Source organism: Rhizobium laguerreae (genome assembly GCF_019778565.1).
GTDB classification, from domain to species: Bacteria; Pseudomonadota; Alphaproteobacteria; order Rhizobiales; family Rhizobiaceae; genus Rhizobium; species Rhizobium laguerreae.
The window spans coordinates 18,251-33,764 of sequence record NZ_JAAXQT010000012.1; the positions used below are offsets into that span (position 1 = coordinate 18,251).

Sequence of the window (15,514 nt, forward strand, 5' to 3'; positions counted from 1 at the left end):
CCTGTGGTCAGCCGCGATCGCGTTTCCTGCGGCCGTGCGCCTCAAATTGGACGAGCAGCGACTTGAGTTCGATCTCGCGAACGCGTCTTGCCGCTTCATCCGGGCTGACCCATTCGAGAATACGCTGACCCCGCTCCTTGAAATCGCCGCTGATGTCCGTGACTTCAATCTGAAACATGTCGACGATACAGGGCGCCACATCGCCATTGTCGAGTTCTTTCAGATAAGTATAGCGGCCGACCGGCTTCTTCTTCACCACCCCGCGCACGCCTGCCTCCTCCCAGGCCTCGATTGCTGCTGCTTCGAAAGGCTTTTTCCCTTTCATCGGCCACCCTTTCGGGATGACCCAGCGCCCACTCTCGCGCGATGTGATCACCAGGATTTCGACCTCGGATCCGGCATTGCTGTGGCGGAAGCAAATAGCGCCGTATTGTTGACGGAATGCACCGACGAACAGCGTATCAGGAACAGCGGCGAGCTGCCGCAGCAGCGGCTGGGACTTGTCCGGTCGAGGCTTCCTGCTTTTTTTGCTCGCCGTCATAACGAATGAATTACCGAATTTGATTGTTGCTTCAATTGCCTGGGCGTATTTATGACAGATTTATGACAATCGGCCGCACGAGGAAGGTTTCCCAGGCATGATGAGCATTTTTCGCAAGCTGATGCCACGGGAAGACAGATTCTTTGAGATGTTTTCCAAGCACTCGAAGACCGTCGTTGCCGCCGCGCACGCCCTCGATCAACTCCTGAAGGGCAATGACGTTGAGAAAAACTGCGAACGTATCGTCGCATTGGAAAACGAGGCCGACGATGTCACGCGTGAGGTTCTTCTTGCCGTTCGACGAAGCTTCATCACGCCCTTCGACCGGGGTGACATCAAGGACCTTATTCAGTCGATGGATGATGCGATCGACATGATGCACAAGGCAGTCAAGACGATCCGTTTGTTCGAGCAATCGAGCTTCGATCCGCTCATGCAGCAGATGGGCAGCGAAATCGTCAAGGCGGCAAACCTTGTCGCGGAAGCGATACCTCTCCTCGACAGATTGGGAGCCAATGCGCAGCGTCTCACGGCCATCGCGGAGGAAGTCACCCGAGTGGAGGGACGCTCCGATGAGCTCTACGACCAGGGTTTGAAGGATCTGTTCTTGCGTCATGGCGCCAGCGGCAATGCGATGGCCTACATGATCGGAAGCGAAATCTACGGAGAACTGGAGAAAGTCGTCGACCGCTTCGAGGATGTCGCTAATGAAATCAGCGGCATTCTCATCGAGAACGTCTGATGGATGCCTCCCTCGCTCTGCCGCTGCTGGTCGGCCTAGTCGTTATCGCCTTGTTCTTCGACTTTCTCAACGGTCTGCATGACGCGGCCAATTCGATCGCCACGATCGTCTCGACCCGCGTCCTGCGGCCACAATATGCGGTCGCTTGGGCGGCGTTCTTCAATTTCATCGCATTCCTGTTCTTCGGCCTGCATGTCGCCGAAACACTGGGGACCGGCATCATCGATCCTGCGATCGTTTCGCCTCAACTGATCTTCGCAGCACTCATGGGCGCGATCATCTGGAATATCATCACCTGGATTTTCGGGATTCCGTCGAGCTCGTCGCATGCGCTTGTCGGTGGGCTGGTGGGGGCCGGTCTGGCAAAGGTGGGCTTCAACTCGATCGTCTGGAACGGCCTTCTAAAAACCGTCGGTGCAATTTTCGTGTCGCCAGCCATCGGCTTTCTACTTGCCCTGGTGCTGGTGCTCGCCGTCTCCTGGTTATTCGTCCGGCAAACGCCGTTTGCGGTGGATCGCACATTTCGCGTCATGCAATTCGTGTCCGCTTCGCTCTATTCGCTTGGCCACGGCGGAAACGATGCGCAGAAGACGATGGGCATCATCGCGGTGCTCTTGTTCAGTCAGGGATATCTTGGCCCGACCTTCTACGTGCCTTTCTGGGTGGTCATTACCTGCCAGTCGGCAATGGCTCTCGGGACGCTCTTTGGCGGATGGCGGATCGTTCATACCATGGGGTCGAAGATCACCCGACTCAACCCCATGCAAGGTTTCTGCGCAGAGACAGGCGGAGCGTTGACACTCTTCGGAGCAACGTGGCTCGGTATTCCCGTTTCGACGACGCATACCATCACCGGAGCAATCGTCGGAGTGGGCGCGGCTCGTCGTGTCTCAGCCGTGCGCTGGGGATTGGCAGGCAACATCGTGATAGCCTGGATCGTCACGATGCCGGCAGCTGCGGCAATATCCGCAGCGTTCTACGGCCTCGTATCCTTGCTGCAATGAAATGAGGGGATGGCGAGGCCAATCGCCACGCGCTGACGTTCCCCTCCCGACCTTTCCCGGTGGCAATACGGACGAATAAGGCGGGCAGAATCCGCTCTGCGGTCTGCGTGATCGCGACTTCCATATTGCGTGCACTGCACAAATAGAGCGCTCCCATGGCTGTGATTACGTTAGCAATCGCACAAAACAGAAGCAGAAAATAACAAAGCCTAATAAATAAGCACCCATCAATTCTTCGCATTTCTCCTTTTGCTTCATGCCGTTATCAATAGCTATCGAATTTGGCACAATGCTTGCAGGTTCTGAGAAGCATCGGTCAATGGCGACCGGCGCAGATAGGCGCGGCATAAGCGCCTACAATAGACACCGACGTCGCAAGGTCTTTGCTCCGGGATTCTCCCATCCCTGGACGCAATTTCCGGCGGCGTTTTTTTGTGTCCAAATTCAGCCAGCAGAGGGAACCTGCGCATGACAAAGAATTTGCAGACTGGGATTTCGACAACCGGCATGACCCGCCGCAGCATGCTCAAGACGACCGCAGCGGCTGCCCTCATCGGCGCCGTCAAGGCTGCCTTTCCGTCCGGCGCCTTCGCAGCCGGAGCTGGCCCTGAGGTGAAAGGTGCCAAGCTCGGCTTTATCGCGCTCACGGATTCCGCACCGCTCATCATCGCCAAGGAAAAGGGCTTCTTCGACAAGCATGGCCTTCCGGAAACGGATGTGGCCAAGCAGGCATCCTGGGGTGCGACCCGCGACAATCTCGTGCTGGGCGGTGCAGCAAACGGCATTGACGGTGCCCATATCCTGTCGCCGCTCCCATATCTCATGCATACCGGCAAGGTGACGCAGAACAATAAGCCGGTGCCGATGGCGATCCTCGCCCGGCTCAACCTCGACAGCCAGGGTATTTCCGTCGCCAAGGAATATGCCGAGACGGGCGTGCAGCTGGATTCCTCCAAGCTGAAGGCCGCGTTCGAGAAAAAGAAGGCGGAGGGCAAGGAGATCAAGGCTGCCATGACCTTCCCGGGCGGCACCCATGACCTCTGGATCCGCTACTGGCTCGCTGCCGGCGGCATCGATCCGAACAAAGACGTTTCGACCATCGTCGTGCCGCCGCCGCAGATGGTTGCCAACATGAAAGTCGGCAACATGGACGTCTTCTGTGTGGGCGAACCGTGGAACGAGCAACTCGTCAACCAGGGCATCGGCTTTACCGCAGCCACCACCGGCGAGCTCTGGAAGGGTCATCCTGAAAAGGCGCTCGGACTGCGCGCCGATTGGATCGAAAAGAATCCCAATGCTGCCAAGGCCCTGCTGATGGCCGTCATGGAGGCTCAGCAGTGGTGCGAAAGCATGGACAACAAGGCGGAGATGGCTGACATTCTCGGCAAGCGCCAATGGTTCAACGTTCCGACCAAGGACGTGCTCGGCCGGCTCAAGGGCGACATCAATTATGGCAACGGCCGCGATGTCAAGGCCACCGACCTCTATATGAAGTTCTGGAAAGACGGCGCCTCCTATCCGTTCAAGAGCCACGATAGCTGGTTCATGACGGAAAACATCCGCTGGGGAAATCTGCCGGCGACTACCGACATCAAGGCGCTGGTCAACCAGGTGAACCGCGAAGACATCTGGCGCGAGGCCGCCAAGGATCTTGGCGTCGCGGCGGCCGATATTCCCGCATCGTCTTCTCGCGGTAAGGAGACTTTCTTCGACGGCAAGGTCTTCGACCCTGAAAATCCCTCGGCCTATCTCGACAGCCTTTCGATCAAGGCTGTCTCCTGACCCGCTCCGGCGCGCGACGGCGCGCCGGCCTTTCATTCACGTGAGGAGCACGTTGATGTCCGCCCTGGCAAATAAAGAAAATCCCTCCACGGTCGCCACTGCCACGCCGGCGGCAAAGGTTCTGGCATTTTCCGGCAAACACGGATCGCGGATCGATTTTCGTCGAGCGGCACTGACCGCCCTTCGCAATGTCGTTCCGCCAGTCGTCGTGCTGGCACTCATCCTGCTCGTCTGGCAGGTGCTCTGTTCGTCGGCGGACGCGTCTTTGCCCTCGCCGCATCGGGTCTGGCAGGATAGTTATGACCTGATCGCCTATCCGTTTTTCAACTACGGCTCCCAGGACATCGGGCTCGGCTGGCGCGTGCTCATTTCGCTGCAGCGCGTTCTCTATGGCTTCGGGCTTGCCGCGGTCACCGGCGTCATCATCGGTGCGATCATCGGCCAGTCGGTCTGGGCGATGCGTGGCCTCGATCCGATCTTCCAGGTGCTGCGTACGGTTCCGCCGCTCGCCTGGCTGCCACTGTCGCTCGCAGCCTTCCAGGATTCCAACCCCTCGGCGATCTTCGTGATCTTCATTACGTCGATCTGGCCGGTGATTATCAACACCGCCGTCGGCGTCCGCAATATCCCGCAGGATTACCGCAATGTCGCCGAGGTGCTGCGCCTCAACCAGTTCGAGTTTTTCTGGAAGATCATGCTGCCTTCGGCAGCGCCTTACATCTTCACAGGCCTCAGGATCGGCGTCGGCCTCTCCTGGCTCGCCATCGTCGCGGCCGAAATGCTGACGGGCGGCGTCGGCATCGGCTTCTTCATCTGGGACGCATGGAACTCGTCGCGCCTTCCGGACATCATCGTCGCGCTCGCCTATATCGGCATCGTCGGCTTCGCCCTCGACAAGCTGGTGGCAGCACTCGGCAAACTCATCACCCGCGGCGCCATGGCCAACTGAGGAGCGCACCTATGAACGCCTATCTGAAACTTGATCATATCGACAAACATTTCGATCGGGGCGGCGTGCGCGCCGAGGTCCTGAAGGACATCAACCTGACGATTTCCGCGGCCGAATTCGTCTCGATCATCGGCCATTCGGGCTGCGGCAAGTCCACCCTGCTCAACCTCATCGCCGGCCTGACGCCGGTTTCGGCAGGCGCCGTGCTGCTTGAAAACCGTGAGGTCAACGGACCCGGTCCGGAGCGCGCCGTCGTCTTCCAGAACCACTCGCTGCTGCCCTGGCTGACGGTCTACGAGAACGTCAATCTCGCCGTCTCCAAGCTCTTCAGCCGAACGAAGACCAAGGCCGAGCGGCATGAGTGGGTGATGGCCAACCTCGACCTCGTGCAGATGGCGCATGCGAGGGATAAGCGGCCTTCGGAAATTTCAGGCGGCATGAAACAGCGCGTCGGCATCGCCCGCGCGCTTGCAATGGAACCGAAGATCCTGCTGCTCGACGAACCCTTCGGCGCGCTCGATGCGCTGACCCGCGCCCATCTTCAGGACGCGGTGATGGAAATCCACGCTCGCCTCGGCAACACGATGGTGATGATCACCCATGATGTCGATGAGGCGGTGCTGCTGTCCGATCGCATCGTCATGATGACCAACGGCCCGGCGGCCCGCATCGGCGAAGTGCTTGATGTGACCATGCCCCGTCCCCGCAATCGCATCGAACTCGCCTCCGACCGGACATATCTCAAATGCCGTGAAGCCGTGCTGAAGTTCCTCTACGAACGCCACCGCTTCATCGAAGCGGCGGAGTAGAGACCGGGACATAACCTCGGCGTTTGCCGGTCGTGGTCTTCTCGCCTTCGTAGCGGCGCCTGATTTCAGGCGTCGCGCCCTCTTTACTCCCCGGGCGTTGCAAAGACCGCGCTGGCATCGCTGACAATTTCCACATGGGAATATGCCGCCTGCCCTGCGGCGGTGGCGTCCGCGCGCATGATCGCGGTGACGATCCGGCCGTGCTCCTCATAGGATTTTGCCAGACGCCCGGGCAGGCGGAACTGCGCCCGCCGAAAAGGCGCAAGCCGCGCCCGTGTCTGAGTCACCATCTCGAAGACATGATCATTATGCGCGCCGCGATAAAGCCGGGTATGAAATTCGGTATTGTGCGCCGAATATTCTTCTTCCGCGCCGGCATGCACGAGCCTCACCGATCCCCGATGCTCCAGCTCCAGCGCGCGCCGTTCATCGACCGTCATACGCTCGGCCGAGAGCCTGGCGCAGATCGCTTCGAGCTCCGCCATCGCCTCGAACATCGAATGCAGATAAGCCTCGGTGACATTGGTCACGACGGCACTGCGGTTCGGCTCGCGCGCAATCAATCCCATGGCACCCAGCTCACGCAGAGCCTCGCGCACCGGCGTGCGCGAAACGTCGAAACGAGCCGCAAGCGACACCTCGTCCAGCTTCGCGCCCGGCAGGAGTTCACCCGTAACGATCATGTCGGCAATCGACCGCACCATCTGTTCGACGGTGGTTCCGGTACGGATCACTTCTCTGCGCCTAGTCTGCTTCACGATACGAATCTGCTCACATCAACACTCTGCATACAGATGACGTTCGAGGCTGGATAAGTCAAATCGGGCGGCGAAGATATTGTTAAATTTTCACTTTCCGATGCCCGAGAGACCTCGGGTAACTCGACTTTGTGCCAACTACGCAGTCACGATGAACAAGAAATATCTATTGATTACTTTTTACGCAAGAATTCGATCAATCTGTATGCACTTTGCAACGTGCAAATCTTGCTGTAACGGGATAAACTATAAAAAACAATAGATTAATTTCTGGCACATACATTGCATGCACTTTTCTGTACCCCTTCACAACCGGCCCAGCGCCGCAAGGAGCATTTCCGATGACCAAACTCCTTTCCATGAACCGCCGCAATTTCCTCCGGGCTTCCGCTGCCGGTGCGCTTGCCGGCGCCATGCCGGGCCTGATCGCCTCCTCCGCTGCAGCCCAAACCGCGCTGACCGTCGGCTTCATCTATGTCGGCCCCAAGGACGACTACGGCTATAACCAGGCGCATGCCGAAGGTGCGGCCGTCCTCAAGGCGATGCCTGGTGTGACGCTGGTCGAAGAAGAGAACGTGCCGGAGACCGTCGACGTCCAGAAGACGATGGAATCGATGATCAACCTGGATGGCGCGACCCTGCTCTTTCCGACCTCCTTCGGCTACTTCGACCCACACATGCTGGCCGTGGCCGCCAAGCATCCCGACATCCAGTTCCGCCACTGCGGCGGCCTCTGGCAGGAAGGCAAGAACCCGGCAAATACGGGCTCCTATTTCGGTTATATCTTCCAGGGCCAGTATCTGAACGGCATTGCCGCCGGCCATGCGACGAAGAGCAAGAAGATCGGCTTCGTCGCCGCCAAGCCGATCCCGCAGGTTCTGCAGAATATCAACGCCTTCCTGCTTGGGGCGCGGGCAGTCGATCCTGGTATCACCTGCCAGGTGATCTTCACCGGCGAATGGTCGCTCGCCGTCAAGGAGGCCGAAGCCACCAATGCGCTGGTCGACCAGGGCGCCGACGTCATCACCTGCCACGTCGACAGCCCCAAAGTGGTTGTCGAGACGGCTGCCGGCCGCGGCGCCTTCGTCTGCGGCTATCATGCCAACCAGAGCCCGCTTGCTCCCGAAAAATACCTCACCGGCGCCGAATGGGCCTGGGGCAACGTCTACGGCGACTTCGTCAAGAAGGCGCAGGCCGGCGAAAAGCTCGGCAACTTCGTGCGTGGCGGCCTCAAGGACGGCTTCGTGAAGATGAGCGCGCTCGGCCCCGGTGTGTCCGCCGAGGGCCGCAAGGCCTTCGAAGCCACGCAGGCCGACATGATGAAGGGCGGCTTCTCGGTCTTCAAGGGACCATTGAAGGACAACAAGGGCGACACCGTCGTGGCTGCCGACAAGAGCTACGCCGAAGACGCGATCGAGCTCGAAAGCATGAATTATCTGGTCGAGGGCGTTGTCGGGTCCACGGCGTAAACCGCGAAGGGAGAAGCGCCATGACCATCGAGGCCAATGATCCCGCAATAGCCATCGTGGAAAAACCGGTTTCCCTGCGCCCCGTCCTCGAATGGATCGCGCGGCGGGCCGAGCCTGTTGTCATCGGCCTCGCGGCCATACTGATCGGTCTTGCACTCTTCTCCCTCTTCATTCTGGCGGTCGGCAAGTCGCCGGCCACCCTCTTCCAACTGATGTACACCGGCGGCTTCGGCAGCTGGTTTTCGGTGCAGAACAGCTTAAGTCGTGCCGCACCCCTTCTCCTGACGGCACTCTGCGTCGCCCTGCCTGCCCGTCTCGGCCTCGTCATCATCGGCGGGGAAGGAGCGGTCGTGCTGGGCGGCGTTGCCGCCGCAGCCATGGCTCTGCCACTCGCCGGCACCGCGCCTGTCTTCCTCACGCTCATCCTGATGGCGATCGCCGCCATGGTGGTCGGCGGCATCTGGATCGGCCTTGCCGGTTTCCTGCGCCACTACCGCGGCGTCAACGAAACCATCTCGTCGCTGCTGCTCTCCTATATCGCCATTGCCCTGATGAACCAGTTCGTCGAAGGGCTGCTGCGCGATCCGGCAAGCCTCAACAAGCCGTCGACCAGGCCGCTGCCGGCGGAATATATGCTCGGCAATATTCCCGGCATGGACGTGCATTGGGGCCTGGTCATCGGCATCCTCGCCTGTGTGGTCTCCTGGATCGTGATCGAGGCGACGAGCTACGGTTTTGCCGCCCGCATCGCCGGCGGCAACGTGCGCGCCGCCCAGATCCAGGGACTGCCGGTCGGCAAGCTGATCGCCGGATTTACTGCGCTTGCCGGCAGTTTTGCCGGCCTGGCGGGCATGATCGAGGTGGCGGCGGTGCAGGGAAGTGCCAACGCCTCGCTTGCCGCCGGCTACGGTTATACCGGCATCCTCGTCGCCTTCCTCGCCAGGCACAATCCGCTGGCGATCATTCCGGTCGCGATTCTGCTCGGTGGCATCGATGCCTCGGGCGGCCTCATCCAGCGGCGCATGGGCCTGCCGGATGCGACGGTTCTGGTGCTGCAGGGCACGCTCTTCATCGTCATTCTGTTTTGCGAGACCTTCTACGGCCGCTTCAAGATCTTCAATCCCGACCTCTGGAAAAGGAGCCTCTGATGGAAGAGACAGGCATCGGCATCTGGGGCGTGCCGCTGGCGATCTTCGCGGGCGCCATCCGTGTTTCCACCCCTTTCATCTTCGTCAGCCTCGGCGAGACGATCACCGAACGCTCCGGCCGCATCAATCTCGGCCTGGAAGGCACGCTCGTCTTCGGCGCCATGACGGCCTATGCGGTGGCCGTCATGACCGGCTCGCCGACCCTTGGCGTGCTGGCCGCAATGGCGGCAGGCGCGATCTTCGGCCTCATCCACGGCTGGATCTGCAAGTTCCCGAAGGTCAACGACATCGCCATCGGCATCGCCATGATGCAGTTCGGTCTCGGCATGGCGTTTTTCCTCGGCAAATCCTTCATCCAGCCGGTGGCGCCGAAACTGCCCTCGATCCCGCTCGGCGGCTGGTCGAGCACTCCGCAGATCCAGGCGGCGCTCAATATCAACGTGCTGTTCTTCATCGGCGCGGCACTTGCCCTCTTCCTGTTCTGGGCCTTCAAGAACACCCGCATCGGCCTGATCCTGCGCGTCGTCGGCGACAGCACCGACGCGGCCCGGGCCATGGGCATCCACCCGGACCGGGTTCGCTTGCTGGCGACGGCAGTGGGCGGCTCGCTGGCGGCAATCGGCGGCGCCTATCTCTCGCTCTACTATCCGGGCTCCTGGAACGAAGGCATCTCGTCGGGCCAGGGCCTGATGGCCGTGGCCCTCGTCATCTTCGCCCGCTGGAACCCGATCGGCTGCTTCCTCGCTGCCCTGCTTTTCGGCGGTGCCGGCGCGCTCGGCCCGGCGCTGCAATCGGTTGGCGTCACACAAGGCTACTACCTTTTTTATGCAGCGCCTTACGTGCTCACCCTCGTCATCCTGATCGCCACGTCCTCGCCCACCCGCTCGCTCGCCGGTGCGCCGGGCGCGCTGTCGCTCACGAAATAACGGAGCTTTCCGATGAACGGACTAGGCGGTCTCAACAAATCCGAACACGGCGTCGGCATCGGCCTCGTTCAGCTCCAGCTGCCGGTGACCGTCACCAAAGCGGACTTGGCGAAACAGACGCAGGTGATCGTCGATCTGGTGGCCAAGGCGCGGCGCAACCAGCCGGGCATGGACCTCGTCATCTTTCCCGAATACGCGCTGCACGGCCTCTCCATGGACATCAATCCGGAGATCATGTGCACGCTCGAGGGGCCGGAGGTCGCGGCTTTCAAGCGGGCTTGCAGCGACAACCGGATCTGGGGCTGCTTCTCGATCATGGAGCTCAATCCCGGTGGCATGCCCTACAATTCCGGCATCGTCATCGACGACCGGGGCGAGCTGAAGCTCTATTACCGCAAGATGCATCCCTGGATCCCCGTCGAGCCGTGGGAGCCCGGCGATCTTGGCATCCCTGTCATCGATGGTCCACGGGGCGCCAAGCTCGCGCTGATCATCTGCCATGACGGCATGTTCCCGGAGATGGCGCGCGAATGTGCCTATAAGGGCGCCGAAATCATGATCCGCACGGCCGGCTACACGGCGCCGATCCGCGATGCCTGGCGCTTCACCAACCAGGCCAACGCCTTCTGCAACCTGATGGTTACCGCGAATGTCTGCATGTGCGGCTCGGACGGCACGTTCGATTCCATGGGTGAAGGCATGATCTGCAATTTCGACGGCGCGATCATCGCCCACGGCACCTCCGGCCGCGTTAACGAGATCATCACCGCAGAGGTGCGCCCTGACCTGGTGCGCGAGGCCCGGCTCGGCTGGGGGGTGGAGAACAATATCTACCAGTTCGGCCATCGCGGCTATGTCGCCGTCGCCGGCGGCGCCCAGGATGCGCCCTACACCTACATGCACGACCTTGTCGCCGGCAAATACCGCCTGCCATGGGAAGACGAGATAAAGGTCAAGGACGGCACGTCCTGCGGATTTGACAAGCCGATGCGCCGTTACGGCGAACCCCTCAAACCTGCCGCGGAATAGGAGAGAGAATCATGGACGCGATGGTCGAAACCGAAGGACATTTTATCGACGCCGATCCGTATCCGTGGCCTTATAACGGCGCTCTGCGGCCTGATAACACCGCCCTCATCATCATCGACATGCAGGCCGATTTCTGCGGCAAGGGTGGCTATGTCGACCATATGGGCTACGACCTGACGCTGGTGCAGGCGCCGATCGAACCGATCAAACGTGTGCTTGCCGCCATGCGGGCCAAGGGTTACCACATCATCCATACCCGCGAGGGCCATCGCCCCGACCTCGCCGATCTGCCGGCCAACAAACGCTGGCGCTCGCAACGGATCGGCGCCGGCATCGGCGATCCCGGCCCCTGCGGCCGCATCCTGACGCGTGGCGAACCCGGCTGGGACATCATCCCCGAACTCTACCCGATCGAAGGCGAGACGATCATCGACAAGCCCGGCAAGGGTTCGTTCTGCGCCACCGACCTCGAACTCATCCTCAACCAGAAGCGCATCGAAAACATTATCCTCACCGGAATCACCACCGATGTCTGCGTCTCGACGACGATGCGCGAGGCAAACGACCGCGGCTACGAATGCCTGCTGCTGGAAGACTGCTGTGGTGCGACCGACTACGGAAACCACCTCGCCGCCATCAAGATGGTGAAGATGCAGGGCGGCGTCTTCGGCTCAGTCTCCAATTCCGCGGCTCTAGTCGAGGCGCTACCCTGATGCCGTCATTGCGTGCCCATGTCTTTCGCGTGCCAGCCGACGGCCCCGATGACGTTGCCGGCGTCGAGGCGCTCTTTGCCAGCGGCCTTCAGGCGAACAACATCGTCGCCGTTCTCGGCAAGACGGAAGGCAACGGCTGCGTCAATGATTTTACCCGCGGTTATGCCACCCGCAGCTTCGAGACATTGTTCAGTAGATATGGCGTCGACGGCGTCTCGATCATCATGTCCGGCGGCACCGAGGGTGCGCTCTCGCCGCATTGGACGGTTTTTGCGCGTGAAACCGTAGAAACCCCGGGCGAACGGGCGCTGGCCATTGGTGTGTCGCGTACCCCCGCGCTGCCCCCCGAACATCTCGGGCGCCGGGAACAGATCCTGCTCGTTGCCGAAGGCGTGAAGTCCGCGATGAGGGATGCCGGCATCGATGATCCCGCCGATGTCCATTTCGTGCAGATCAAGTGTCCGCTGCTCACCTCGCGCCGGATTGCCGAGGCCGAGGCAGCAGGCAGGACGGTCGCAACCCACGACACGCTGAAATCCATGGGCCTCTCGCGCGGCGCTTCGGCTCTCGGCGTCGCCGTGGCACTCGGCGAGATAGATGCGACATCGATCGGCGATGCCGACATCTGCACACGTTTCGATCTCTTTTCCCGCTGCGCCTCAACCTCGTCCGGGGTCGAACTCACCGATCACGAAATCATCGTCCTCGGCATGAGCGCAAAATGGTCCGGTCCGCTGTCGATCGACCACGCGGTCATGCGGGATGCGATCGACGCGCATTCCGTCAGGAAAGCCCGCGAACGCCTGCCGGAAAACAGCCGGCTGGCGGCGGTTCTCGCCAAGGCCGAGCCGGACCCGTCCGGCAGGATCGACGGCAGGCGCCACACGATGCTCGATGACTCGGATATTGCAGGCACCCGCCATGCCCGTGCCTTCGTCGGCGGCGTTCTCGCCGGCATCTTCGGCATTACCGATCTCTATGTGTCCGGCGGCGCCGAACACCAGGCTCCGCCCGGCGGCGGTCCCGTCGCCATCATCGTCGAAAAGGAGCAATGAAGTGAGCACAGTCCGCGACACGCCCCTTCCGCAAGCCGGCAAGGCCGTCGGCATCGAGACGCTCGGCATGGCCATGCGCTTCGGCTCGTTCACCGCGCTCGACAACGTTTCGATCGCCGTTCCGGCCGGCTCTTTTCACGCGCTTCTCGGCGAAAACGGCGCTGGCAAGTCGACGCTCGTCAAATGCATCATGGGCTTTTATCACGCCACGTCAGGCTCGCTGTCGGTCGATGGCCGCGAGGTGGCGGTCGCCTCACCCAAGGATGCCGCGGCCTATGGGCTCGGCATGGTCTACCAGCATTTCACACTGGTTCCCTCTCTGACCGGCGCGGAAAACCTGGTCATCAGCCGCACCGAAGTGCCCGCGGTGATCAACTGGGCCAGGGAACGCAAGGATCTGGCGGGTTTCATGGAGCGCATGCCGTTCAAGATCCCGCTCGACAGGCCGGTGAGCGAGCTTGCGGCCGGCGAAAAGCAGAAGCTCGAAATCGTCAAGCAGCTCTATCTCGGCCGCTCCTTCCTGGTGCTCGACGAGCCGACCTCGGTGCTGACGCCGGCCGAAGCCGATGAGATGCTCGGCATCGTGCGCGGGATGACCGAGCGCGGCGAGCTCACCGTGCTGATGATTTCCCACAAGTTCCACGAGGTGACGAAGTTCGCTGATGCCGTCTCGATCCTGCGGCGCGGCAAGCTGGTCGGCACCGGCAAGGTCGGCGAGCTCTCCACCGCCGAGATGGCGGAGATGATGATCGGCGACGTCAAGCTCGCCGAGCTCGACAGCCGTCTGCCGGTGGCGGAAGCGGCCAAATCCGTGCTCACTGTAAGCCAGGTGAAAGCTCCGGATCGCTCCGGCCTGAAGACGATCGAGATCGACGCGCTGACGGTCCGCGCCGGCGAGATCGTCGGCATCGCCGGCATATCGGGTAACGGCCAGAAGGAGCTGACGGAAATTCTGGCCGGCCAGCGCCCGACCGATAGCGGTCAGGTCATGGTCAATGGCGAGACTTACGGCGCCACCCGTGACGAGACCCGCAAGAACAGGGTGCGTTTCATCCCCGAAGAGCCGTTGCAGAATGCCTGCGCACCCAAGATGACCGTGAGCGAGAACCTTGCGTTTCGCACCTTCGACTTGAAGCTGGACGGCAAGGACGCGATCTGGCTGAACAAGGGCAGCATGAAGAAGCGTGCCTCGGCGCTGATCTCCGACTTCAAGGTCAAGACGGCCTCTTCCTCCTCGCCGATCGCAGCGCTCTCGGGCGGCAACGTACAGCGTGCCGTACTGGCCCGTGAACTGACCGGCGATGTCGATCTGCTGATCGTCTCGAACCCCTGTTTCGGCCTCGATTTCTCGGCTGTTGCCGAAATCCGCGCCCGGATCATGAAGGCCCGCAATTTAGGTGCCGCCGTGCTGCTGCTTTCCGAAGACCTCGACGAATTGCTCGAGATGTCCGACCGCATCATGGTCATCTCGGAAGGCAGGCTGGTTTACGAGACACCGGCGCGTTCGGCCGATATCGGCGTGATCGGCGCCCACATGGCGGGACATCACTGATGGCGAAGATCAAGGCAGAGCCTTTCGCCTTTCCAGTGAAGCACGACGAGCTCGCCCTCATCGTCATCGACATGCAGCGCGATTTTGCCGAGCCCGGCGGCTTCGGCGCCAGCCTCGGCAATGACGTCAGCCGCATCACCAGGATCGTGCCCGACGTCAAACGCCTCATCCAGGGCTTCCGCAATGCCGGCCTGCCTGTGATCCATACGATGGAGTGCCACCGGCCTGATCTCTCCGACCTGCCGCCGGCCAAACGCGACCGCGGCAATCCTGCGCTCAGGATCGGCGACGAAGGCCCGATGGGCCGCATCCTGATCTCGGGCGAACCCGGCACGGCAATTCTTCCGGAACTCGCTCCTGTGAAGGGCGAAGTCGTCATCGAAAAGCCCGGCAAGGGCGCCTTCTACGCGACCGACCTCGGCACCGTGCTGCAGCAGAAGGGCATCAAGCAGCTCGTCTTTGCCGGTGTCACCACCGAAGTCTGCGTGCAGACGACGATGCGCGAAGCAAACGACCGCGGCTATGAATGCCTTCTCGCCGAGGAGGCGACGGAAAGTTATTTCCCCGAATTCAAAGCCGCCGCCATCGCCATGATCCGCGCCCAGGGCGCAATCGTCGGCTGGACCGCCCATGTCGACGACATTTTGGAAAGCATCGCCCATGCCTGAAACGATCCGCGAACGCCTGACGTCAGGCGGCTGGAAGGAGCTGGAATTCGGCCCTTTCCGCGATGCTGTCACCATCCACTGGATCCGCCCCTTCGAGGGTGATCAGCCGGGCGTAGCACTGTTGAAATATGAGCCCGGCGCCTCTGTTCCCCGCCATCGCCACGAGGGGCTCGAAACCATCCTGGTGCTCGATGGCGTTCAATCCGACGAGACGGGCGATTACATCAGCGGCAGTTATATCGTCAATGCGCCGGGCAGCGAACACTCGGTCTGGAGCGATACCGGCTGTATCGTGCTCATCCAGTGGGACCGGCCCGTGAAAATACTCGAAGAGGAGATTGCCTGAACCCGGCACCCGCCTTGGAGATC

Annotated in this window: 16 protein-coding genes; 14 read left to right on the forward strand and 2 right to left on the reverse strand. The window is 61.2% G+C overall.

Annotated elements, in window-relative coordinates; all coding sequences use genetic code 11:
- Positions 1–7: 7 nt before the first annotated feature.
- Entirely contained in the window at positions 8–541 is a 534-nt protein-coding gene (locus HFO71_RS29850; protein WP_132612737.1) for an NUDIX hydrolase, read from the reverse strand.
- Positions 542–638: 97 nt separating this feature from the next.
- Between HFO71_RS29850 and HFO71_RS29855 the strand changes: the two genes are divergently transcribed.
- From HFO71_RS29855 to HFO71_RS29875, 5 genes are all read left to right on the forward strand, one after another.
- Positions 639–1,283: a DUF47 domain-containing protein gene (locus tag HFO71_RS29855; protein ID WP_025398338.1), complete on the forward strand. Its 645-nt coding sequence runs from the start codon at positions 639–641 to the stop codon at positions 1,281–1,283.
- Positions 1,283–2,287, forward strand: a complete 1,005-nt coding sequence (locus tag HFO71_RS29860; RefSeq protein WP_025398337.1) for an inorganic phosphate transporter — start codon at positions 1,283–1,285, stop codon at positions 2,285–2,287. The genes HFO71_RS29855 and HFO71_RS29860 overlap by 1 nt, the downstream gene beginning before the upstream one ends.
- Positions 2,288–2,755: 468 nt before the next feature.
- On the forward strand, positions 2,756–4,069 hold the full coding sequence (locus HFO71_RS29865) for a CmpA/NrtA family ABC transporter substrate-binding protein (RefSeq protein WP_025398336.1): 1,314 nt from the start codon (positions 2,756–2,758) through the stop codon (positions 4,067–4,069).
- Positions 4,070–4,124: 55 nt separating this feature from the next.
- Positions 4,125–5,018 (forward strand): nitrate ABC transporter permease, encoded by an 894-nt coding sequence (ntrB, locus tag HFO71_RS29870; RefSeq protein WP_132612733.1) that lies wholly within the window; start codon positions 4,125–4,127, stop codon positions 5,016–5,018.
- 11 nt (positions 5,019–5,029) lie between these two features.
- Positions 5,030–5,827: an ABC transporter ATP-binding protein gene (locus tag HFO71_RS29875; protein ID WP_132612731.1), complete on the forward strand. Its 798-nt coding sequence runs from the start codon at positions 5,030–5,032 to the stop codon at positions 5,825–5,827.
- A gap of 83 nt (positions 5,828–5,910) precedes the next feature.
- On the opposite strand, the gene HFO71_RS29880 is transcribed toward HFO71_RS29875, so the two are convergent.
- Positions 5,911–6,585: a GntR family transcriptional regulator gene (locus HFO71_RS29880; protein ID WP_077980804.1), complete on the reverse strand. Its 675-nt coding sequence runs from the start codon at positions 6,583–6,585 to the stop codon at positions 5,911–5,913.
- Positions 6,586–6,926: 341 nt separating this feature from the next.
- Between HFO71_RS29880 and HFO71_RS29885 the strand changes: the two genes are divergently transcribed.
- The 9 genes from HFO71_RS29885 to HFO71_RS29925 are packed head-to-tail and all read left to right on the forward strand — an operon-like array spanning position 6,927 to position 15,491.
- A complete protein-coding gene (locus tag HFO71_RS29885) occupies positions 6,927–8,054 on the forward strand; it encodes a BMP family ABC transporter substrate-binding protein (protein WP_168337841.1) in 1,128 nt (375 codons plus the stop codon).
- A gap of 20 nt (positions 8,055–8,074) precedes the next feature.
- A complete protein-coding gene (locus HFO71_RS29890; RefSeq protein ID WP_132612727.1) occupies positions 8,075–9,202 on the forward strand; it encodes an ABC transporter permease in 1,128 nt (375 codons plus the stop codon).
- The gene (locus tag HFO71_RS29895; RefSeq protein ID WP_025398330.1) at positions 9,202–10,128 is read left to right on the forward strand and encodes an ABC transporter permease; all 927 of its coding nucleotides are present in this window, start codon (positions 9,202–9,204) and stop codon (positions 10,126–10,128) included. Before HFO71_RS29890 ends, HFO71_RS29895 begins: the two co-directional genes overlap by 1 nt.
- Before the next feature lie 12 nt (positions 10,129–10,140).
- The gene (locus HFO71_RS29900; RefSeq protein WP_132612725.1) at positions 10,141–11,157 is read left to right on the forward strand and encodes a formamidase; all 1,017 of its coding nucleotides are present in this window, start codon (positions 10,141–10,143) and stop codon (positions 11,155–11,157) included.
- A gap of 11 nt (positions 11,158–11,168) precedes the next feature.
- Positions 11,169–11,870 (forward strand): biuret amidohydrolase, encoded by a 702-nt coding sequence (gene biuH, locus HFO71_RS29905; RefSeq protein WP_132612723.1) that lies wholly within the window; start codon positions 11,169–11,171, stop codon positions 11,868–11,870.
- Complete coding sequence (gene atzD / locus HFO71_RS29910; protein ID WP_221988801.1) at positions 11,870–12,925, forward strand: cyanuric acid amidohydrolase; 1,056 nt, start codon at positions 11,870–11,872, stop codon at positions 12,923–12,925. Before biuH ends, atzD begins: the two co-directional genes overlap by 1 nt.
- 1 nt (position 12,926) lies before the next feature.
- On the forward strand, positions 12,927–14,477 hold the full coding sequence (locus HFO71_RS29915) for an ABC transporter ATP-binding protein (protein WP_132612719.1): 1,551 nt from the start codon (positions 12,927–12,929) through the stop codon (positions 14,475–14,477).
- Positions 14,477–15,145, forward strand: a complete 669-nt coding sequence (locus HFO71_RS29920) for a cysteine hydrolase family protein (RefSeq protein WP_011654382.1) — start codon at positions 14,477–14,479, stop codon at positions 15,143–15,145. Before HFO71_RS29915 ends, HFO71_RS29920 begins: the two co-directional genes overlap by 1 nt.
- Entirely contained in the window at positions 15,138–15,491 is a 354-nt protein-coding gene (locus HFO71_RS29925; RefSeq protein ID WP_025398324.1) for a cupin domain-containing protein, read from the forward strand. The genes HFO71_RS29920 and HFO71_RS29925 overlap by 8 nt, the downstream gene beginning before the upstream one ends.
- Positions 15,492–15,514: the final 23 nt, after the last annotated feature.